General features: G+C 68.4%; 19 protein-coding genes and 1 pseudogene. 11 read left to right on the top strand and 9 right to left on the bottom strand.

Translation table 11 applies throughout. The annotated features are described in order from the left end of the window. The first annotated feature begins 183 nt into the window (after positions 1-183). The gene (locus AB5J55_RS21010; protein WP_369272153.1) at positions 184-1,683 is read left to right on the top strand and encodes a glycosyltransferase family 87 protein; all 1,500 of its coding nucleotides are present in this window, start codon (positions 184-186) and stop codon (positions 1,681-1,683) included. A gap of 116 nt (positions 1,684-1,799) precedes the next feature. Here the strand turns inward: AB5J55_RS21010 and AB5J55_RS21005 are convergent, their stop codons facing one another. From AB5J55_RS21005 to AB5J55_RS20995, 3 genes are all read right to left on the bottom strand, one after another. Then, a complete protein-coding gene (locus tag AB5J55_RS21005) occupies positions 1,800-2,831 on the bottom strand; it encodes an alanine racemase (RefSeq protein ID WP_328880544.1) in 1,032 nt (343 codons plus the stop codon). Positions 2,832-2,929: 98 nt separating this feature from the next. Continuing rightward, positions 2,930-4,048 (bottom strand): peptidoglycan bridge formation glycyltransferase FemX, encoded by a 1,119-nt coding sequence (gene femX, locus AB5J55_RS21000; RefSeq protein ID WP_369272152.1) that lies wholly within the window; start codon positions 4,046-4,048, stop codon positions 2,930-2,932. Positions 4,049-4,254: 206 nt separating this feature from the next. Beyond that, entirely contained in the window at positions 4,255-4,563 is a 309-nt protein-coding gene (locus AB5J55_RS20995; RefSeq protein WP_328880546.1) for a hypothetical protein, read from the bottom strand. Positions 4,564-4,826: 263 nt separating this feature from the next. On the opposite strand from AB5J55_RS20995, the gene rpsF reads away from it, so the two are divergent. The 4 genes from rpsF to rplI all read left to right on the top strand — a co-directional run bounded on the left by rpsF (position 4,827) and on the right by rplI (position 6,554). Then, the gene (gene rpsF / locus AB5J55_RS20990; protein ID WP_005482942.1) at positions 4,827-5,117 is read left to right on the top strand and encodes a 30S ribosomal protein S6; all 291 of its coding nucleotides are present in this window, start codon (positions 4,827-4,829) and stop codon (positions 5,115-5,117) included. Positions 5,118-5,198: 81 nt separating this feature from the next. Beyond that, positions 5,199-5,795, top strand: a complete 597-nt coding sequence (locus tag AB5J55_RS20985) for a single-stranded DNA-binding protein (protein ID WP_369272151.1) — start codon at positions 5,199-5,201, stop codon at positions 5,793-5,795. 57 nt (positions 5,796-5,852) lie between these two features. Next, positions 5,853-6,089, top strand: a complete 237-nt coding sequence (rpsR, locus tag AB5J55_RS20980; protein ID WP_003949403.1) for a 30S ribosomal protein S18 — start codon at positions 5,853-5,855, stop codon at positions 6,087-6,089. 18 nt (positions 6,090-6,107) lie between these two features. Then, positions 6,108-6,554, top strand: a complete 447-nt coding sequence (rplI, locus tag AB5J55_RS20975; protein WP_059194386.1) for a 50S ribosomal protein L9 — start codon at positions 6,108-6,110, stop codon at positions 6,552-6,554. A 134-nt stretch (positions 6,555-6,688) separates the two neighbouring features. Here rplI and AB5J55_RS20970 read toward each other — a convergent pair whose 3' ends face one another. Next, on the bottom strand, positions 6,689-8,026 hold the full coding sequence (locus AB5J55_RS20970) for an MATE family efflux transporter (protein WP_369272150.1): 1,338 nt from the start codon (positions 8,024-8,026) through the stop codon (positions 6,689-6,691). A gap of 460 nt (positions 8,027-8,486) precedes the next feature. Here AB5J55_RS20970 and dnaB point away from each other — a divergent pair, with 460 nt between their 5' ends. Continuing rightward, entirely contained in the window at positions 8,487-9,965 is a 1,479-nt protein-coding gene (gene dnaB, locus AB5J55_RS20965) for a replicative DNA helicase (RefSeq protein WP_369272149.1), read from the top strand. A 78-nt stretch (positions 9,966-10,043) separates the two neighbouring features. Further along, positions 10,044-11,435 (top strand): serine hydrolase domain-containing protein, encoded by a 1,392-nt coding sequence (locus AB5J55_RS20960; protein WP_369272148.1) that lies wholly within the window; start codon positions 10,044-10,046, stop codon positions 11,433-11,435. Positions 11,436-11,500: 65 nt separating this feature from the next. Here AB5J55_RS20960 and AB5J55_RS20955 read toward each other — a convergent pair whose 3' ends face one another. Continuing rightward, positions 11,501-11,953, bottom strand: coding sequence for an N-acetyltransferase family protein (locus AB5J55_RS20955; RefSeq protein ID WP_369272147.1), 453 nt, complete (start codon positions 11,951-11,953; stop codon positions 11,501-11,503). Between the two features lie 23 nt (positions 11,954-11,976). Then, positions 11,977-12,435, bottom strand: a complete 459-nt coding sequence (locus AB5J55_RS20950; protein ID WP_369272146.1) for a MarR family winged helix-turn-helix transcriptional regulator — start codon at positions 12,433-12,435, stop codon at positions 11,977-11,979. Positions 12,436-12,575: 140 nt separating this feature from the next. Here AB5J55_RS20950 and AB5J55_RS20945 point away from each other — a divergent pair, with 140 nt between their 5' ends. Further along, complete coding sequence (locus AB5J55_RS20945) at positions 12,576-13,787, top strand: MFS transporter (protein ID WP_369272145.1); 1,212 nt, start codon at positions 12,576-12,578, stop codon at positions 13,785-13,787. Positions 13,788-13,894: 107 nt separating this feature from the next. Further along, positions 13,895-14,317 carry a heme-binding protein gene (locus tag AB5J55_RS20940; RefSeq protein WP_369272144.1) on the top strand — a complete coding sequence of 141 codons (423 nt, stop codon included), beginning with the start codon at positions 13,895-13,897 and terminating at the stop codon, positions 14,315-14,317. 120 nt (positions 14,318-14,437) lie between these two features. Here AB5J55_RS20940 and AB5J55_RS20935 read toward each other — a convergent pair whose 3' ends face one another. Next, entirely contained in the window at positions 14,438-15,304 is an 867-nt protein-coding gene (locus AB5J55_RS20935) for a GNAT family N-acetyltransferase (protein WP_369272143.1), read from the bottom strand. A 165-nt stretch (positions 15,305-15,469) separates the two neighbouring features. Between AB5J55_RS20935 and AB5J55_RS20930 the strand changes: the two are divergent. Both AB5J55_RS20930 and AB5J55_RS20925 read left to right on the top strand, forming a co-directional pair. Then, positions 15,470-15,562: pseudogene (locus AB5J55_RS20930) on the top strand (hydrolase); the annotation flags it as partial. A gap of 392 nt (positions 15,563-15,954) precedes the next feature. Beyond that, positions 15,955-17,703, top strand: coding sequence for a globin domain-containing protein (locus AB5J55_RS20925; RefSeq protein WP_369272142.1), 1,749 nt, complete (start codon positions 15,955-15,957; stop codon positions 17,701-17,703). A 30-nt stretch (positions 17,704-17,733) separates the two neighbouring features. Here the strand turns inward: AB5J55_RS20925 and AB5J55_RS20920 are convergent, their stop codons facing one another. Next, positions 17,734-18,216 carry an NUDIX domain-containing protein gene (locus AB5J55_RS20920; RefSeq protein WP_369272141.1) on the bottom strand — a complete coding sequence of 161 codons (483 nt, stop codon included), beginning with the start codon at positions 18,214-18,216 and terminating at the stop codon, positions 17,734-17,736. A gap of 111 nt (positions 18,217-18,327) precedes the next feature. After that, positions 18,328-19,233, bottom strand: a complete 906-nt coding sequence (locus AB5J55_RS20915; protein ID WP_369272140.1) for a LysR family transcriptional regulator — start codon at positions 19,231-19,233, stop codon at positions 18,328-18,330. Positions 19,234-19,262 lie beyond the last annotated feature (29 nt).

Here is a 19,262-nt window from a genome sequence, read left to right as displayed (position 1 = left end):
CCGGTGGCCGGCATCCACGCAGAGGGTGCCGGCCACCGGCCTTCGCCATGAACGGGGCCGCGGGCGGGTGGCCTGGGGCGAGGGCCTGTTTCACGTGAAACGTCGGTTTCACGTGAAACACTCAGCCATCTCATCCCTGTCGCCCTCGCACCGTTCTCAGACACGTACGGCAGGATGTGCCCCATGCCCAGTGCAGAGACGACGCCCACAAGCGCGCACGAGCCGGACCTGGTGCGGCCGACCAGAGAGGACGAGGTCGCCGCCAACGGGAGTGAGCTGATCGGCGGCCCCATCGGACGGCGGGCCCTGCTCGGTACGTCCTGGTGGACTCCCGTGCGGATCATCGTGCTCGTGGCGATCGGCATGTTCGCCCTGGGGCTGGTCCAGAAGGCGCCTTGCTACAACGGCGCCTGGTTCTTCGGCGCCAGCTCGCAGTACACGCATGCCTGCTACTCGGACATCCCGCACCTGTTCCAGGGGCGCGGTTTCGCCGACGGGCTGGTGCCGTACTTCGACAAGCTTCCCGGTGACATGGAGTACCTCGAATACCCGGTGCTGACCGGTGTGTTCATGGAAGTCGCCTCCTGGCTCACGACGGGCAGCGGCAGCATCCAGGACCAGGAGCAGTGGTACTGGATGGTCAACGCCGGGATGCTGATGGTCTGCGCGGCCGTCATCGCCGTCTGCGTGACCCGCACGCACGCCAGGCGTCCCTGGGACGGCCTGCTGGTCGCCCTGGCGCCTGCCGTCGCACTGACCGCGACCATCAACTGGGACCTGCTGGCCGTCGCTCTGACGGCCGCGGCGATGCTGATGTGGTCACGTGGCCGTGCGCTCGCCTTCGGCGTCCTGCTGGGGCTCGCCACGGCCGCGAAGCTCTATCCCGTCTTCCTGCTCGGCCCGCTGTTCGTCCTGTGCTGGCGCGCGGGCAAGTGGCGGGACTTCGGGAAGGCGCTGGGCGGCACGGCGGTGGCCTGGCTGGTCGTGAACCTTCCGGTGATGCTCCTCGCCTGGGACGGCTGGTCGCAGTTCTACCGGTTCAGCCAGGAACGAGGCGTGGACTTCGGCTCCTTCTGGCTGATCCTGGCCCAGAACTCCAGCGACCCGCTGAGCACCGAGACCGTCAACACGCTCGCCACGCTGCTGATGCTGCTGTGCTGTGCCGGCGTCGCCGCACTCACGCTGACCGCACCGCGCCGTCCGCGCTTCGCCCAGCTGGCCTTCCTGATCGTCGCGGCGTTCATCCTCACCAACAAGGTCTACTCGCCGCAGTACGTCCTGTGGCTGGTGCCGCTGGCGGTGCTGGCCCGGCCGAGGTGGCGGGACTTCCTCATCTGGCAGGCCTGCGAGGTGGCGTACTTCCTCGGGATCTGGCTGTACCTCGCGTACACGACCAGCGGGGACGCCCACAAGGGACTGCCGCCCGACGGCTACCACTGGGCCATCGGCGTGCACCTGCTGGGAACGCTGTACATGTGCGCCGTGATCGTGCGGGACATCCTCATGCCGGAGCGGGACCCGGTGCGCCGGGCAGGCGACGACGACCCGTCGGGAGGCGTCCTCGACGGGGCGGAGGACGTGTTCGTGCTCGGCCAGGCAGCCCATCCCCCGCGGCACGCGGCCCACTTCGAGGGGCCCCAGGTGGAGTGGGGCAACCGGGGGGCAACCGGCGGTTCGCTCTGAGCGAACGCGACGTAGGAAGCGCGCGAGAGGCCGAACAGCGAAAGGCCGTACGCGGGATCTCCCGTGTACGGCCTTTCGCTGTTACGGCGTTGCCGGGCGGGTGCCCGTGCGGCAGCTCAGCGGTCCACGATCCGGTCGAACTGCGTGGTGGTGTGCCGGAGATGGGCAACCAGCTCGTCCCCGACCTTCGGCTCGGGCGCGTCCGAGGGAACGAACAGGATCGACACCTGCATGTGCGGCGGCTCCGCGAACCAGCGCTGCTTGCCGCCCCACACGAAGGGAGCGAGGTTCCGGTTGACCGTGGCGAGGCCGGCCCGGGCGACGCCTTTGGCGCGCGGCATGACGCCGTGCAGGGCCTTGGGGGCCTCCAGGCCCACCCCGTGCGAGGTACCGCCCGCAACGACCACCAGGAAGCCGTCCGAGGCCGCCTTCTGCTGCCGGTAGCCGAAGCGGTCGCCCTTGGAGACGCGGGTGACGTCCAGGACCGCGCCGCGGTACTCGGTGGCGTCGTGGTCCCCCAGCCACAGCCGGGTGCCGATGCGGGCGCGGAAGCGGGTCTGCGGGAACTGCTGCTGCAGACGGGCCAGTTCCTCGGCCTTGAGATGGCTGACGAACATCGTGTGCAGCGGCAGCCGGGCCGCGCGCAGCCGGTCCATCCAGCCGATGACCTCCTCGACGGCGTCCGAGCCGTCGGTGCGGTCCAGCGGCAGGTGAATGGCGAAGCCCTCGAGCCGGACGTTCTCTATGGCGGCGTGCAACTGCGGCAGGTCGTGTTCGCTGACGCCGTGCCGCTTCATCGAGGACATCACCTCGATGACGACACGGGCGCCCACGAGGCCGTACACGCCGTCCACCGACGACACCGAGCGGATGACCCGGTCGGGCAGCGGCACCGGCTCCTCGCCGCGCCGGTACGGCGTCAGAACCAGCAGGTCACCGCCGAACCAGTCCTTGATGCGCGCGGCCTCGTACGTCGTGCCGATCGCGAGGACGTCCGAGCCCAGTCGAGTGGCCTCCTCCGCCAGCCGCTCGTGCCCGAACCCGTAGCCGTTGCCCTTGCAGACCGGGACGAGTCCCGGGAACTGCTCCTGCACGTGCTTGTGGTGCGCCCGCCAGCGCGCGGTGTCGACGTAGAGCGTGAGCGCCATGGCCGGACCTGGAACCTTTCTCGTGGCTGCGGTGTATCAGAGGTATGGAAGCTATCGACGGTGCAGCTGTTGACGGTATCGAAGCAGAGAGCGCAAGGTCAGCGACGCGACATGTAGATGTCGAGCGCCTTGTGGAGCAGCTTGTTGAGCGGGAAGTCCCACTCGCCGAGGTACTCGGCGGCCTGGCCGCCGGTGCCCACCTTGAACTGGATCAGGCCGAAGAGGTGGTCGGTCTCGTCCAGGGAGTCGGAGATCCCGCGCAGGTCGTAGACGGTCGCGCCGAGCGCGTAGGCGTCGCGCAGCATCCGCCACTGCATCGCGTTCGAGGGCCGGACCTCGCGACCGATGTTGTCGGAGGCGCCGTAGGAGTACCAGACGTGCCCGCCGACGATCAGCATCGTCGCCGCCGACAGGTTCACTCCGTTGTGACGGGCGAAGTACAGCCGCATACGGTTGGGGTCTTCAGTGTTGAGGGCCGTCCACATGCGCTGGAAGTACGACAGTGGGCGCGGGCGGAAGTGGTCGCGCACGGCCGTGATCTCGTACAGGCGCTGCCACTCCTCGAGGTCGTGGTAACCACCCTGGACGACCTCGACGCCGGCCTTCTCGGCCTTCTTGATGTTGCGTCGCCACAGCTGGTTGAAGTTCTTGTGGACCTCTTCCAGGGAGCGGTTGGCCAGCGGCACCTGGTAGACGTAGCGGGGCTGTACGTCGCCGAAGCCGGCCCCGCCGTCCTCGCCCTGCTGCCAGCCCATGCGGCGGAGCTTGTCGGCGACCTCGAAGGCGCGCGGCTCGATGAAGTCGGCCTCGATGTCACGCAGCCGCTTCACGTCCGGGTTCTGGATGCCCGCCTTGATGGAGGTGGCCTCCCAGCGCCTGATGATCACCGGAGGGCCCATCTTCACGGAGAAGGCGCCCTGGTTCTTCAGATGCGCGAGCATCGGTTCCAGCCAGTCGGTCAGATTCGGCGTGAACCAGTTGATGACCGGGCCCTCGGGCAGATAGGCGAGGTAGCGCTTGATCTTGGGCAGCTGCCGGTAGAGGACGAGGCCCGCGCCGACGAGTTCGCCGGACTTGTCGAACCACCCGAGGCTCTCCGAGCGCCACTCCGCCTTGACGTCTGCCCAGGCCGGGACCTGCATGTGGCTCGCCGACGGCAGGCTCTGGATGTATGCCAGATGCTGCTCGCGACTGATCGTCCTCAGGGTCAGGCTCATTCGGGGCGCTCCTCGGGCTGGTGTGTCCCCATGGGTTCAGGGGCTCCGGCTCTCGCGCCGAAGCCTACTGCGCCTTGCGAGCGCCCTGACTGGGCGTACGGCAGCTTCGCCCCGGCCCTGAGGCCGCCGGGGCGTTCGAGGGTGTTCTATGCCCTGTTGTGCCGGTGTTCGGAGGTCGGTCTCCGTGACCGGCAGGGGGCCGGGGGTCAGAAGCCGCCGAAAAGCCCGCCATGTGCCATGCCGAGGAAGAAGCCGACTCCGGAGGCGCCGAGACCCACGATCAGGCCGAAGCGCTCACGGGTCGTCTCCGAGATCCACTGGCCGTAAGCACCCGTGAGGATGCCCACCAGACCGGTCCAGGAGCTGAGCAGGTGCAAGAAGTGGAACTGGGCCGTGATGAACGACGTGATGCCGAGCACCAGGGTTACCACGAGCAGGGTGTCCTGGATGGGATGGGACTTTCCGTCCGTGGCGAAGAGGCCTCCGACGGTGTTGGGTCGCATTGCCTGTGCCATAGGGCACCTCCTGCGGAAGGCGGCGCATCGTAGCGCCATACACACCCGATGTGTACAGATTGTGGACCAGGGCGGCCGGATTTCAACCGGAAGCGGGTGTGCGGGTACTGTGTACCGTCTGCACCGGTGTCTGCCCGGGCCAGCTCGGGGCGACCGCGAGGTCACCCCGATTGTCAGTGGCGGCCGATACCGTTGCGTACGCATCACAACCCTCCTGCCACGGAACGACCGTGGCCGCTGAGTCCAAAGGAGGTGGGTTCCACATGCGTCACTACGAGGTGATGGTCATCCTCGACCCCGATCTGGAGGAGCGCGCTGTCGCCCCCCTGATCGAGAACTTCCTCTCCGTCGTCCGTGAGGGCAACGGCAAGGTCGAGAAGGTCGACACCTGGGGCCGTCGTCGTCTCTCGTACGAGATCAAGAAGAAGCCCGAGGGCATCTACTCGGTCATCGACCTGCAGGCCGAGCCTGCGGTCGTCAAGGAGCTCGACCGCCAGATGAACCTGAACGAGTCGGTCCTCCGGACCAAGGTCCTCCGCCCCGAGACCCACTGAGCTCTCCCGCTCAGCTGATCTCGGGATCCGAGTAGCAGCAACCAAGCAGCCAGAGCAGCAAACCCGCCGAGAGGTTCCCCCATGGCAGGCGAGACCGTCATCACGGTCGTCGGCAATCTTGTCGATGACCCCGAGCTGCGCTTCACCCCCTCCGGTGCGGCGGTCGCGAAGTTCCGTGTCGCGTCCACTCCCCGCACCTTCGACCGCCAGACGAACGAGTGGAAGGACGGCGAGAGCCTGTTCCTGACCTGCTCGGTCTGGCGTCAGGCGGCGGAGAACGTCGCGGAGTCGCTCCAGCGAGGCATGCGCGTCATCGTGCAGGGCCGGCTGAAGCAGCGGTCCTACGAGGACCGCGAGGGCGTCAAGCGCACGGTCTACGAACTGGACGTCGAGGAAGTCGGCGCCAGCCTGCGCAACGCCACGGCCAAGGTCACCAAGACCTCCGGTGGCGCTCGCGGTGGCCAGGGTGGTTACGGCGGCGGTGGCGGCCAGGGTGGCGGCGGCTGGGGCGGTGGCCCCGGCGGCGGTCAGCAGGGCGGCGGTGCTCCCGCCGACGACCCGTGGGCGACCGGCGCTCCTGCCGGTGGCAACCAGGGCGGCGGCGGTGGCGGCGGCTGGGGTGGAAACTCCGGCGGCGGTCAGCAGGGCGGCGGCTACTCGGACGAGCCCCCCTTCTAGGCCCCCGGGCCGAGGGTGGGTCGCACCCACACTTCTTGATCACACAGGAGAAACACCATGGCGAAGCCGCCTGTGCGCAAGCCTAAGAAGAAGGTCTGCGCATTCTGCAAGGACAAGGTCACGTACGTGGACTACAAGGACACGAACATGCTGCGGAAGTTCATTTCCGACCGCGGCAAGATCCGTGCTCGCCGCGTGACCGGCAACTGCACGCAGCACCAGCGTGACGTCGCCACGGCCGTGAAGAACAGCCGTGAGATGGCGCTGCTGCCCTACACCTCCACCGCGCGATAAGGGAAGGGTGACCGAAACATGAAGATCATCCTCACCCACGAGGTCTCCGGCCTCGGTGCCGCGGGCGACGTCGTCGACGTCAAGGACGGTTACGCTCGCAACTACCTGATCCCGCGGAAGTTCGCTATCCGCTGGACCAAGGGCGGCGAGAAGGACGTCGAGCAGATCCGTCGTGCTCGCAAGATCCACGAGATCCAGACCATCGAGCAGGCCAACCAGATCAAGGGCCAGCTCGAAGCCGTCAAGGTCCGTCTGGCCGTTCGCTCCGGCGACGCCGGTCGTCTCTTCGGTTCCGTCACCCCGGCCGACATCGCTTCCGCGATCAAGGCTTCCGGTGGCCCCGAGGTCGACAAGCGCCGTATCGAGCTCGGTTCGCCGATCAAGACCCTGGGCGCCCACGAGACGTCCGTGCGTCTGCACCCCGAGGTTGCCGCCAAGGTCAACATCGAGGTTGTCGCGGCCTGAGGCTGCGCTCGGCTGAACAGCTGAGATGAGGGGCCGTACCCGCTGGGTACGGCCCCTCATCTGCGCAGTGGGTCAGATCGAGCCCGTTTCACGTGAAACAGCGTGTTTCACGTGAAACATTCAGCGCGTCCCATTCAGCGCGTCGCGCCTGTGACGAGCCAGCGGCCGGAGCGGGTGCGTGACCAGAGCGTCAGCATGCGCACCGTCATCATCAGTGTCATGGCTGCCCAGACTGCGGTGAGGCCGCCACCGACCGCGAGGATGAGCAGCGCCACCGGAGTGAACACCGCCAGAGTGAGCACCATGGCCCAGGCGAGGTACGGGCCGTCGCCTGCTCCCATCAGGACTCCGTCCAGGACGAAGACGACGCCGCAGATCGGCTGGGAGAGCGCCACCACGAGCAGGGCGGGCAGGGCTGTGTTCTGCACGGCCGTGTCGCTGGTGAACAACGGCAGGAAGAGCGGCCGGGCGATCACCACGAGCAGTCCGAGGACGACGCCTGCTGCGATGCCCCACTCCACCATGCGGCGGCAGACGGCTCGAGCGCCCTCGGCGTCGTCGGCCCCGAGGTACCGCCCGATGATTGCCTGCCCGGCTATGGCGATGGCGTCCAGCGCGAAGGCGAGCAGGCTCCAGAGCGACAGGATGATCTGGTGCGCAGCAATGTCGGCGTCCCCGAGGCGGGCTGCGACGGCCGTCGCAATCATGAGGATGGCCCGCAGCGAGAGGGTGCGGACCAGCAGGGGAACTCCGGCTTGTGCGGAGGCCCTGATGCCAGCCGCGTCGGGGCGCAGGGAGGCACCGTGCTCGCGAGCTCCGCGGACGACGACTATGAGATAGACCGCGGCCATGCCCCACTGGGCGATGACCGTGCCCCAGGCGGAGCCTGCGATACCGAGGTCGGCGCCGTAGACGAGGCCGACGTTCAGGACGGCATTGGCGACGAAGCCGGCGACAGCTACGTAGAGGGGCGTCTTGGTGTCCTGGAGTCCGCGGAGAACGCCGGTGGCGGCAAGTACGACGAGCATGGCCGGGATGCCGAGTGCCGAGATCCGTAGATAGGTGGTCGCGTACGGGGCCGCTGTGTCCGAGGCGCCGAAGAGGTCCACGAGGAACGGTGCCGTGGGCAGGACGACCGCGATGACGGCGGCGCCGAGGAGGAGCGCCAACCAGATACCGTCCATGCCCTGGCGGATGGCGGCTTGGAGGTCGCCGGCGCCGAGGCGTCGGGCAACGGCCGCTGTGGTTGCGTAGGCGAGGAAGACGAAGACGCTGACGGCCGTCATGAGGAGGGCGGAAGCGACCCCGAGCCCGGCGAGCTGTGCTGTGCCGAGATGGCCGACGATCGCGCTGTCGGCTATGACGAAGAGGGGCTCGGCGACGAGAGCGCCGAAGGCCGGGACGGCCAGTGCGACGATCTCTCGGTCGTGCTGTCGCCGGGCGGCCTTGGGGGTCGCGGGAGCCTGTGTCATGGCCACCAATCTAATCGTCCACAGGTAAGAGATGCAATGATGCACTGACCCTTACTTGCCGTCTCGTGGTGTGTGCTCTCGCGCACCGTTCGAAGCGATCTTGGTCCGACTGGGGAAGTTTTTCTTCTGCACAGCCGGTGGATGGCAAAGCGCCAGGTCAGAGCTGCTGATCGAGAATTCATGGGGGCTTGTTCACAGGGCTGTCCACCGTGTCGTGCACAGGTTTTGTGGAGTTCTCCACAGCATCGGGGCCGTCGTCCACATGGCCTGTGGATAACCAGATTGGCTGACGGTGCCGGCAGGCCTACCGTGGTCCGGCGCCCACTCCGTCCGTCGGCCCGGGAAACCGCCATACAACAGACGTGCCGGAGCCGGAGTTGGGCCTCTCATTTGTCAGTGCCGTGCCGTAGAACAGAGGGGCACGGCGAGGTCCGCTCGGCGGACGGGAGGAGGCTGCTCGGTGAGCATTTCCGAGCCCTTGGACGACCCGTGGGCCGACAGCGGCCCCAGTGATCGTCTGCCTGCATCCCGCCGACAGGGCGACGGCGGCCGAGGCCGTGACGAGCAGCACGATCGCGGCCGGGACAACGGTCAGTGGGACGGCGGCGGTTCGGCCTTCGAGCGGGTGCCGCCCCAGGACCTCGACGCCGAGCAGTCCGTCCTCGGCGGCATGCTCCTGTCCAAGGACGCCATCGCCGATGTCGTCGAGGTCATCAAGGGCCACGACTTCTACAAGCCCGCCCACGAGACGATCTTCCAGGCGATCCTCGACGTCTATGCCAAGGGCGAGCCGGCCGACCCCATCACCATCGCCGCCGAACTCACCAAGCGCGGCGAGATCAACAAGGTCGGGGGCGCCTCGTATCTCCACACCCTCGTCCAGACGGTGCCGACGGCGGCGAACGCCGAGTACTACGCGGAGATCGTTCACGAGCGGGCCGTTCTCCGCCGCCTGGTCGAGGCCGGCACCCGCATCACGCAGATGGGATACGCGGCCGACGACGACGTCGACGAGATCGTCAACCGCGCGCAGGCCGAGATCTACGCTGTCACCGAGCAACGGACCAGCGAGGACTATCTGCCGCTCGGCGACATCATGGAGGGCGCGCTCGACGAGATCGAGGCGATCGGCTCCCGCACCGGCGAGATGACGGGTGTGCCGACCGGGTTCACGGACCTCGACTCGCTCACCAATGGTCTGCACCCAGGCCAGATGGTCGTTATCGCGGCGCGTCCCGCGATGGGTAAGTCCACGCTCGCGCTGGACTTCGCGCGGGCGGCGTCGATCAAGCACAACCTGGCCAGCGTCATCTTCTCCCTGGAAATGGGGCGCAACGAGATCGCGATGCGCCTGTTGTCGGCCGAGGCGCGCGTGGCGCTGCACCACATGCGTTCCGGCACGATGACGGACGAGGACTGGACCCGCCTGGCGCGGCGGATGCCCGAGGTCTCGGCGGCACCGCTCTACATCGACGACTCCCCGAACCTGTCGATGATGGAAATCCGTGCGAAGTGCCGTCGCCTGAAGCAGCGCAACGACATCAAGCTCGTGATCATCGACTATCTGCAGCTGATGCAGGCCGGTGGTTCGAAGCGTTCCGAGAGCCGTCAGCAGGAGGTCTCGGACATGTCCCGTAACCTCAAGCTCCTGGCCAAGGAGCTGGAGGTCCCGGTGATCGCGCTCTCGCAGCTCAACCGTGGACCCGAGCAGCGCACGGACAAGAAACCGATGGTGTCCGACCTGCGTGAGTCCGGCTCCATCGAGCAGGACGCCGACATGGTGATCCTGCTGCACCGTGAGGACGCCTACGAGAAGGAGTCGCCCCGCGCGGGCGAGGCGGACATCATCGTGGGCAAGCACCGTAACGGCCCGACGGCGACGATCACGGTCGCCTTCCAGGGGCACTACTCACGATTCGTGGACATGGCGCAGACCTGATCGGGCCCGCCCGCGGCGATGGCGAGCTTCGGGGGATATGCGCTCGACTCCCGTTGGCCGACGGGGTGGACTGGGGCCATGACGACACCTCGGGAAGATCTGCTCCCTGCCACGCGTAGAGCGCTGCTGCACCGCATCGCAGTGGCCCAGGCCGAAGGACGCACGCCCTCGCTGGTCGCCGCGGTTGTGCGGGACGGGCGGGCGGTGTGGCACGGCTCGCGCACCTCGGTGGACGGGCACGGGCCGGATGAGAACGTGCAGTACCGCATCGGCTCCATCACCAAGACCTTCACCGCCGTTCTCGTCCTGCGACTGCGCGACGAGGGCTTGTTGGCCCTCGGGGACCGGCTGGAGAAGCATCTGCCGGGCACTGCGGCGGGGGAGGCCACGATCGCCGAACTGCTCGCGCACACCAGCGGGCTGGCGGCCGAGACGCCTGGACCCTGGTGGGAGCGGACCCCTGGATCACTGCGCCCCGAGCTCTCCGACGTCCTGGGCGAGCAACCCTTCCTGCATCCGGCCGGCCGCCGCTTCCACTATTCGAACCCTGGCTATACGCTGCTGGGCGCTCTGGTCGAGAAGCTGCGCGGCGCTCCGTGGGAGGACGTACTCAAGCGTGAAGTGCTCGAACCCCTGGGCCTGGACCGGACGAGTACGCAACCGCAGGCGCCGCATGCCGGGGGCTGGGCGGTCCATCCCTGGGCCGATGTCATGCTTCCCGAGCCCCTCGAAGACCTCGGTCGGATGGCTCCGGCCGGTCAACTCTGGTCGACAACGGGCGACTTGGCGAACTTCGCCGCGTTCCTGATCAAGGGTGATGACCGCGTGCTGAGCGCCGAGTCGCTGCGGGAGATGAGGACACCGGCGGCACCGTCGGAGGCGGCGGATGTGGCGAGTGGGTACGCGTACTGCCTGGGCCTGGAGATCCGCCGTCAGGACGGCAGGACCTTCATCGGGCACTCTGGATCCCTGCCGGGTTTTCTGGCCTGCCTCACTGCCAGCGTGGAGGACGGTCTCGCAGCCATCGTGCTGACCAACTGCACCTCGGGTCCGTTGCTGTTCACGGTCGCCGCCGACCTCGTCCGGATCGTTGCCGAAGCCGAGCCCCGCATCCCCGAGCCATGGCGTCCGGTGACCGAGGCCGACGCCGTGCCCCTGGAGTTGGCCGGTCAGTGGTACTGGGGGACACACGCCTTCGCGCTGCGGCTGACGGCCGACGGGCTGCTCTCCTTGGAGCCACTGTCGGGCAACGGCCGCCGCTCGCGGTTCCGAGTCAACGGTGACGGCACATGGACGGGGCTGGAGGGCTACTACGCCGGCGAGCTCCTGAGGGCCGTACGACGCCCCGACGGGACCGTGGACCACCTGGACCTCGGGTCGTTCGTCTTCACGCGTCAGCCGTACGGCGAGGGGGCCGCTGTGCCGGGCGGTGTGGATCCGGACGGGTGGCGGGGGACTGGCACGGTCTGACGGTTCGGGTGAGCGCCTGTTTCAGGTGAGCGCCTGTTTCACGTGAAACAGGCGCTCCGCCGTCGTCACAGCTGGATCTTGAAGCCCAAGTGCGAGGCCGTGAATCCGAGCCGCTCATAGAAGCGGTGGGCGTCGGTACGGGACTTGTCGGTGGTCAGCTGCACCAACTGGCAGTTCTGGCGCCGGGATTCGTCGACCGCCCACTCGATGAGCTGCGTACCCAGGCCGCTGCCGCGCTCGTCGGTGTGGATGCGCACACCTTCGATGATGGATCGGGTCGCGCCCATCCGGGACAGCCCGGGAATGATCGTGAGCTGGAGCGTGCCGATGACGCGGCCTTCGCGGACGGCCACGACCAGGTGCTGGTTCTGATCGGCGCTGAGCCGCTCCAGTGCCTCCAGGTAAGGGGCCAGGTCGTCCGGTGACTCACGCTGTGCACCCAGCGGATCGTCCGCGAGCATGCCGACGATCGCGGGGACGTCATCGGCGATGGCGGCTCGTATCTCAAGATCTCCCATGCCCGCACCCTATGCGGGCGGCCTCAGGCGGGGACGTGAAGCGTCTCGACGGCCCGGACGAGTGGGGCCAGCTCGGGATTGGTCGCGGCCTCGTCGAGGGCTTGGCGCAGTGCCTTGTCGTTGGTGGGCCGTGCCTCGTCGAGGAGCGCCAGGCCTGCTTCGGTGACGTCGGTGTAGATGCCGCGGCGGTCGGTGGGGCAGAGGTAGCGGGAGAGCAGGCCGCGGTCCTCGAGCCGGGTGACCAGTCGGGTGGTGGCGCTCTGGCTCAGGACGACGGCGTCGGCGACCTGCTTCATCTGCAGGTGGCCGCCTTCGCCGCTGTGCTGGCGGCTGAGCACGTCGAGCAGGGAGTACTCCCGCACGCTCAGGTCGTGCCCGGTCTGCAGGGCGCGCTCGATGTGCGCCTCGATCCTCCCGTGCAGCAGGGAGAGAGCGCACCAGCCCTGGGCGAGCGCGGTGAGCGCGGGGTCTGTCGCTGTCATGGCGTTTCCTCCGTCCCGGAGTGGCTGAAGCCAGAGTAGAGCAGGATCGCAATAGTCAGCGCTTGCAAGTATGACGCGTATGCAAGTATTGTCATCAAGCGTAAAGCGCTCCCGCAATCTTCTGGAAGGTGCATCCCTTCATGCCTCTCGCGCTTCTGGCCCTCGCGATCGGGGCCTTCGGAATCGGCACGACTGAGTTCGTGATCATGGGCTTGCTGCCCGAGGTCGCGGGCGACTTCGGGGTCACCATCCCCACCGCCGGGCTGCTGGTGACCGGCTACGCCCTCGGCGTGGTCCTCGGCGCTCCCCTGATGACCGTGCTCGGCACCAAGGTCTCCCGCAAGCGGATGCTGATGCTGCTGATGGGACTGTTCATCGCCGGCAACCTGCTGTCCGCTCTCGCTCCCAGCTTCTCCGTCATGCTGATCGGGCGTGTGGTCGCCTCGCTCGCCCACGGTGCCTTCTTCGGCATCGGCTCGGTCGTCGCGGCCGATCTGGTCGCCCCGAACAAGAAGGCCGGGGCCATCGCGATGATGTTCACCGGTCTGACCGTCGCGAATGTGGTCGGCGTCCCGCTGGGCACGTTCGTCGGGCAGGCCGCCGGCTGGCGGGTCACCTTCGGCATCGTCGCCGCCCTCGGGGTGGTCGGCCTGGCCGGGATCGCCAAGCTCGTCCCCGACATGCCCAAGCCCCAGGGCGTACACCTGCGCCATGAGCTGGCCGCGTTCAAGAACGCCCAGGTCCTGCTCGCCATGGCGATGACAGTCCTCGGCTTCGGCGGTGTCTTCGCAGCCATCACCTACATCGCGCCGATGATGACCCATGTCGGCGGCTTCGCAGACGGCTCCGTCACCTGGCTGCTGGTCCTCTTCGGCCTCGGCATGGTCGGCGGCAACCTGATCGGGGGCAAGTACGCCGACCGCGCGCTGATGCCGATGCTGTACGTCTCCCTGGGCGCCCTCGCCGTCGTGCTCGCGCTCTTCACCCTCACGGCGCACAACAAGGTCCTCGCGGCCATCACCATCGCGCTGATCGGCGCCCTGGGCTTCGCCACGGTCCCCCCGCTCCAGAAGCGGGTCCTCGACCAGGCGCACGGTGCCCCGACGCTGGCCTCGGCCGTGAACATCGGCGCCTTCAACCTCGGCAACGCCCTCGCAGCCTGGCTCGGAGGCATGGTCATCGCGGCTGGCTACGGCTACACGTCCCCCAACTGGGTCGGCGCCGCCCTCGCCGCGGCCGCCCTGCTGCTCGCGTTCCTCTCGGCCGCGCTGGAGCGCCGTGACGGAGCATCCGCCAGCACGGTCGTCACGAGCACAGCGCCCGCCGAGCAGCGAGCCGTCGTACACCACTGAGCCGACCTGTGTGCGGGGTCAGGGCCGCCCCCGCACATCGGGCCCCGTGACAGCCCACGCAAGCACCTCAACGCCACACCTTCGCCCCGCACATCAAGGAGACCCCCATGAGCACCACCAGCGCCGTCACGCCCCTGACGACCCAGGACGCCGACCTCCTCGTCGCCACCGCTCACCGTGCCGCCGAGGCCGCCGGAGTGACCGTCAGCGTCACCGTCCTCGATGCCGGAGGCCACCTGCTCGCGTTCCGGCGGGACGACCGAGCCGTGCTGATCTCCGGGGAGACCAGCACTCGCAAGGCCTACACGGCACTCCAGCTCAACGCCCCCACCGCCGATCTCGTCGAGGCCGTACAGCCGGGTGGCCCGTTCCACACCCTGCCCACCGCGCTGGACCGGCCGCTGCTGTTCATCGCGGGCGGTGTGCCGATCCATCGGGACGGCCGGCTGGTCGGCGCGATCGGCGTGGGCGGCGGTGCCCCCGAGCAGGACCACCAGTTCGCGACAGCCGCGATCGAGGCACTTGCCTGACGGCACACCGCATCAGCGGGACACGCCGTCAAGGCACCCATCAACAAGGACACGCCGGTTCCCGACGGGGACCGGCGTGGTCCGTGACCGCTTCAGCTCGCGGCTCCGCAGCCGACTACCTCAGCCCGCCGCCACCGTCACCGGAGCGAATCGCCGGGTCCAGTCGCCGGGCAGCTCCGAGATGCCGTACGTCATCACCGAGTTGAAGGCGACGGACACCAGACCGTGCTCCTTCGCCCAGCCGAGCAGTTCCTCATGGCGTACGTCGATGTCGGTGCGCAGCGGGCGGTCGGTGTGGGTGGCCAGGGAGGCGATGAGCGCCTTCGCGGTCTCCGTGTCGCGGGCGACCAGTGGGCCCACGACCTGCGTGTCCATGTTGGGCCAGGCGCCTGCGTATCCGATGAGCCGGCCGTTGTCCTCGGCGACGCGCAACCGGTCGGTGAAGGCGGGGAGCCGCGTGATGATGTGCGTGCGATCCGTGCCGAACACCTCCTCGTCGAGCCGGACGATCGCGCTGAGGTCCTCGGCGGTGGCCGCGCGCGTGGCGACCGAGGACCCCGCAGCACCGGCCCTGAAGTGCCCACGCAGCATCTCCGCGCGGCCGGTGACCTTGAAGCCGATTTCCTCGTAGAGCCCTTGGCCGTTGGGCGTCGCGTGCAGAGTCAGGGGTGTCGTGCCCATCAGGGAGACGACGTGGCGCATGAGCCGACGTCCGACGCCCTGGCGCGCATGACGCTCGGCGACCAGGACCATGCCAATGGCCCCCAGATCGGGGCGGTCCCGCGGTCCGTAGTCCGTGACGACACAGGCGCTGACAAGCCCGCCGGCGGGGTCGTCGATCCCGTAGCCCTTCCCGGCCGTCAGAAGGAACTGCCACTTGTGTTCCTCACGGGGCCAGCCCCGATCTTCGGACAAGTCGGCGCAGGCGGTGCGGTCGCGAGGCGTCAGACGGCGGATGGGCAGAGCGGCGAGGGAAGGAGTCGGCACGCAGGTCAGGCTGTCTGACTACTGCCCTGGTCGTCCAGCCGTTTCCGTTGAGACGTACGAGCTTTTGGCCATGTCATGGCCCGCCGCACGGCCCTCCGAGAGGCGCTGGGTGTTTCACGTGAAACATGGACGAACGGCGAGCATCCATGAAGTGCGTCGGGGGGCAATGCGGACCGCCATCCGGCCGGACTCGCGACCCGCTCTTACATGGGGATGGATCTGCGGGAAGCCTACGAATTGGTGCGCAGCAGCCGGTAATTGAAGGAATTGCTCGTTCGCCCCCTCGCCCAATTCGTGAGGGAGCAAGGGGGGACTTGTGATCGAGGCGGCGGCCGGTATGGTCGAGTCCGGTTCGTGTCCGAGCCGTGATGCGGACTGTCGACGCGGACCGAGCGCAAGGCAAAGCAGCGTAACGGGACGGAGAGATCGAAGACCCGCATTCTCGGTTATACGGCCTGAGCGCCCACACGCAGTGGGATGCTGCGGTGAGAGTACTGCGGCCAATGTCACACTCTCGCCTACTTGTCCGTAGTGAGTGTGAATACGGGTTGAATGTGGCCGTATTGATCGCGGCAACGAACGGGGCCAAGCAAGCCGTCGCGGGGGAAGCAGGCACCTTCCGATAGGGAAGTGCGCAGACCGACCGAAAGATGTTCGAGGCGAGGCACACCATGGACGCTCCGACCACCACGTCGGCCGACAACGGCACTTCCGGCGGCGGGGGCGGCTGGTTCACGCCCCGCAAGCAGCCGGAGACTTCTCCGGGCTCCGAACCGGAGGCGGCAGAGGGCAGCCGCTTGGCGGCGATGCGCCCGGTGGGCCGGACGACGGCAGGCGACGGCCCGGCCCCGCCGCCCCAGAACACCGCACAGCCCACCACGGCGGCCGGCCCGCCACAGCCCGCCGCGACGGTGCCTCCGCCCGGGCCCACCCCTGCGGACGTCGGCTCCGATCCCGTAGCACCGAGCCCCGCAGCACCGGACCCCGTCAGCCGCCCGTACGCGGAACGCGGGGCACCAGCCCCGATATCGAGGCCCGACGCGACCGCCCCGAGCCACATACAACCCACGCCGTCGACGCCCGCCCACACCCCGTACTCAGGCCAAGCCCCGCAAGCCTCCGCTCACGCGCCGCAAGCCGCCGCTCAAGCCACCGCAGCCCGCCCGGAGATGCGGGCGGCCCAGGCCACCACAACACGGCCGGAGACACCGAGCCCCGCCCCTCTCGCATCGCCCTCCCCCCAACCGCGCGTGCCGACCCAGCGCCCTGCTCCGGCCCAACCCGTCTCCCCGGACGCCGTCCTGATCCGCCGGACCATGGCCGAGGTCGGCCCCGTGGCCGACAAGGTCACCTCCTACTTCTACGCGCTGCTCTTCGTACGCCACCCCGATCTGCGTTCCCTCTTCCCGGCCGCGATGGACACCCAGCGGGACCGGCTGCTGAAGGCGCTGCTCACCGCGGCCGAGCACATCGACAACACGCCTGTCCTCGTCGACTACCTGCAGAACCTTGGCCGCGGACACCGTAAGTACGGCACCCGGCCCGAGCACTACCCCGCCGTCGGCGAGTGCCTCGTCGGCGCGCTGAGCAAGTACGCCGCCGGAATCTGGGACGGCGAGATGGAGGCCGCCTGGGTCCGGGCGTACACGACGATCTCGCAGGTCATGATCGACGCGGCGGCGGCGGACGAACTGCGCGCCCCCGCCTGGTGGTACGCGGAGGTCGTCTCGCACGACCTCAGAACCTCGGACGTCGCGGTCCTCACCGTCCGCCCCGACCAGCCGTATCCCTTCCTCGCCGGGCAGTACACAAGCGTGGAGACACCCTGGTGGCCCAGGATCTGGCGGCACTACTCCTTCGCCTCGGCGCCCCGTTCGGACGGCCTGCTGACGTTCCATGTGAAGGCCGTGCCCGCGGGTTGGGTCTCCAACGCGCTGGTGCACCGCGCCCGGCCGGGAGACATCATCCGGCTCGGCCCGCCGGCCGGTTCGATGACCGTTGACCACACCACCGACAGCGGGCTGCTCTGCGTGGGCGGAGGCACCGGCATAGCGCCCATCAAGGCACTGGTCGAGGACGTCGCCGAGCACGGCGAACGGCGATCGGTCGAGGTCTTCTACGGCGCCCGCACCAACCAGGACCTGTACGACATCGACACGATGCTCCGCCTCCAGCAGTCCCACCCGTGGCTGCATGTCCGCCCGGTGGTGGACCGGCATGGCCTGCTCCAGCTTCCCGAAGCCATACGCGAGCACGGGCCGTGGACCGAGTACGACGCCTATGTATCCGGACCGCCAGGCATGATCCGCAGCGGTGTCGACGCCCTGAGGGGCATTGGCATGCCGTTTGAGCGCATACGCCATGACTCTGTGGAGGAGCTCGTCACCGCCGGGGACTGACGAGCCTCGCCACTGCGGTCTGCCGTCGGATCAGCCCAGATCGGGGGCGTGCATGGCACGGACGCCCTCGATGTTCCCGTCGAGGTAGTGCCGCAGTGACAGCGGTACGAGGTGGACGGAAGCGATTCCGACCCGGGTGAACGGCACACGCACGATCTCGTACTCGCCGATGGGTTCGTCCACTTCGGGCCCGTGCCGCAAGGACGTGTCCATGGACTCCAGGCGGCACACGAAGAAGTGCTGCACCTTCACACCGGTCGCTCCGCCGTCCTCGCCGATGTGCTCGACGGTGTCGACGAAGCAGGGCACGACATCGACGATCTTGGCGCCGAGCTCCTCGTACACCTCGCGGTGCAGGGCGTCGACGACGGTCGCGTCCGTCGGCTCGACCCCGCCACCGGGTGTGAGCCAGTAGGGATCGAGGCCGGGCTTGGTGCGCTTGATCAGGATCAGGTCGTCGCCGTCCAGCAGAACGGCGCGGGCGGTGCGCTTGACCACGGGTCGGACGGTCATGGGAGAAATGTGGCCCGGCTGGTTCCACGTGAAACATCGCGAAACGTCACCGGTCGAGCTCATGGTGTGAGCGCATCGACTGTGCTCCCGGATACGCCCTGAATGCCCGGATCAGGCCCAGTCGGAAGCCGCCTGCAGCAGCCACTCATGGGCCCGAGCAACATGCGGCATCGCCAGTGTGCCCGTGCGGACCACCAGGAAGTACGTCCGCAGCGGTGGCACCGGCGGATCGTGCAGGGCGACGACATCGCCGCGCTCCAGGGCGGCCGCGCACAGATAGCGGGGCAATACCGCCAGCCCCGCCCCCGCGACCGCGCAGGCGAGGACCGCACGAAGGTCGGGGACGATCACGGTGCCGGGGGCGGCGGGACGGCAGTCGTAGACCGCAGCCCAGTAGCGGGAGACGAAGGGCAGCGACTCGTGCACTTCCACCACCGGGACGTCCTCCAGGGCGTGCGCTCCCTTGTGGCGCAGCTGCCCCGAGCCGATCCGGTCGACCCATTGGGGCGCGGCGACCAGCACGTGCACCTCGTCGCAGAGCGTCGTCGCAGTGAGCAGACCGCCGCGCGGACGGGCCGTACTGATGGCCAGATCATGATGTCCGGCAGCCAGGCCCTCCAGGGTCTCCTCGGCGTTGCCGAAGGACGCGCGCAGAGCGAAGCCCTGGCCCTCTTCGCCGGTCAGCTCGGTGAGCGCGGGCAGGGCCCGCTCGGCGGTGAACTCAGGAGGGCCGGCGAGGTGCAGGGATCGTAAGGAGGACTCGTCGTCGAGACCGGTCTCGGTGATCTCCACCAGTGCGTCGAGATGAGGTGCGGCCTTGTGGGCGAGTTCGTCGCCGATGGTCGTCGGCGTCACTCCGCGGGCCTGCCGCAGGAAGAGGGGGCGGCCCAACTGCCGTTCCAGGGTGCGGATCTGCGAGGTCACGGCCGGCTGCGACAGGCCGAGCAGGGCGGCGGCGCGGGTGAAGGAACCAGCCCGGTGCACGGTCACAAAAGTGCGCAACAAGGCCAGATCCATGCCACACCCTCCCCTTCCCCGCCCTTCTC

The organism is Streptomyces sp. R11, assembly GCF_041051905.1.
Classification (GTDB): Bacteria; Actinomycetota; Actinomycetes; order Streptomycetales; family Streptomycetaceae; genus Streptomyces.
This window is presented reverse-complemented; position numbering and strand designations above follow the sequence as displayed.

Excerpts from the sequence above, each read along its gene's own strand:
- AB5J55_RS20940 (WP_369272144.1), top strand. The coding sequence starts at position 13,895 with ATGAGCACCACCAGCGCCGTCACGCCCCTGACGACCCAGGACGCCGAC.
- rplI (WP_059194386.1), top strand. The coding sequence starts at position 6,108 with ATGAAGATCATCCTCACCCACGAGGTCTCCGGCCTCGGTGCCGCGGGC.
- AB5J55_RS20915 (WP_369272140.1), bottom strand. The coding sequence starts at position 19,233 with ATGGATCTGGCCTTGTTGCGCACTTTTGTGACCGTGCACCGGGCTGGT.
- AB5J55_RS20945 (WP_369272145.1), top strand. The coding sequence starts at position 12,576 with ATGCCTCTCGCGCTTCTGGCCCTCGCGATCGGGGCCTTCGGAATCGGC.
- AB5J55_RS20970 (WP_369272150.1), bottom strand. The coding sequence starts at position 8,026 with ATGACACAGGCTCCCGCGACCCCCAAGGCCGCCCGGCGACAGCACGAC.
- AB5J55_RS20960 (WP_369272148.1), top strand. The coding sequence starts at position 10,044 with ATGACGACACCTCGGGAAGATCTGCTCCCTGCCACGCGTAGAGCGCTG.
- AB5J55_RS20955 (WP_369272147.1), bottom strand. The coding sequence starts at position 11,953 with ATGGGAGATCTTGAGATACGAGCCGCCATCGCCGATGACGTCCCCGCG.
- rpsF (WP_005482942.1), top strand. The coding sequence starts at position 4,827 with ATGCGTCACTACGAGGTGATGGTCATCCTCGACCCCGATCTGGAGGAG.
- AB5J55_RS20925 (WP_369272142.1), top strand. The coding sequence starts at position 15,955 with ATGTTCGAGGCGAGGCACACCATGGACGCTCCGACCACCACGTCGGCC.
- AB5J55_RS21005 (WP_328880544.1), bottom strand. The coding sequence starts at position 2,831 with ATGGCGCTCACGCTCTACGTCGACACCGCGCGCTGGCGGGCGCACCAC.
- AB5J55_RS20995 (WP_328880546.1), bottom strand. The coding sequence starts at position 4,563 with ATGGCACAGGCAATGCGACCCAACACCGTCGGAGGCCTCTTCGCCACG.
- AB5J55_RS20985 (WP_369272151.1), top strand. The coding sequence starts at position 5,199 with ATGGCAGGCGAGACCGTCATCACGGTCGTCGGCAATCTTGTCGATGAC.
- rpsR (WP_003949403.1), top strand. The coding sequence starts at position 5,853 with ATGGCGAAGCCGCCTGTGCGCAAGCCTAAGAAGAAGGTCTGCGCATTC.
- AB5J55_RS21010 (WP_369272153.1), top strand. The coding sequence starts at position 184 with ATGCCCAGTGCAGAGACGACGCCCACAAGCGCGCACGAGCCGGACCTG.
- femX (WP_369272152.1), bottom strand. The coding sequence starts at position 4,048 with ATGAGCCTGACCCTGAGGACGATCAGTCGCGAGCAGCATCTGGCATAC.
- AB5J55_RS20920 (WP_369272141.1), bottom strand. The coding sequence starts at position 18,216 with ATGACCGTCCGACCCGTGGTCAAGCGCACCGCCCGCGCCGTTCTGCTG.
- AB5J55_RS20950 (WP_369272146.1), bottom strand. The coding sequence starts at position 12,435 with ATGACAGCGACAGACCCCGCGCTCACCGCGCTCGCCCAGGGCTGGTGC.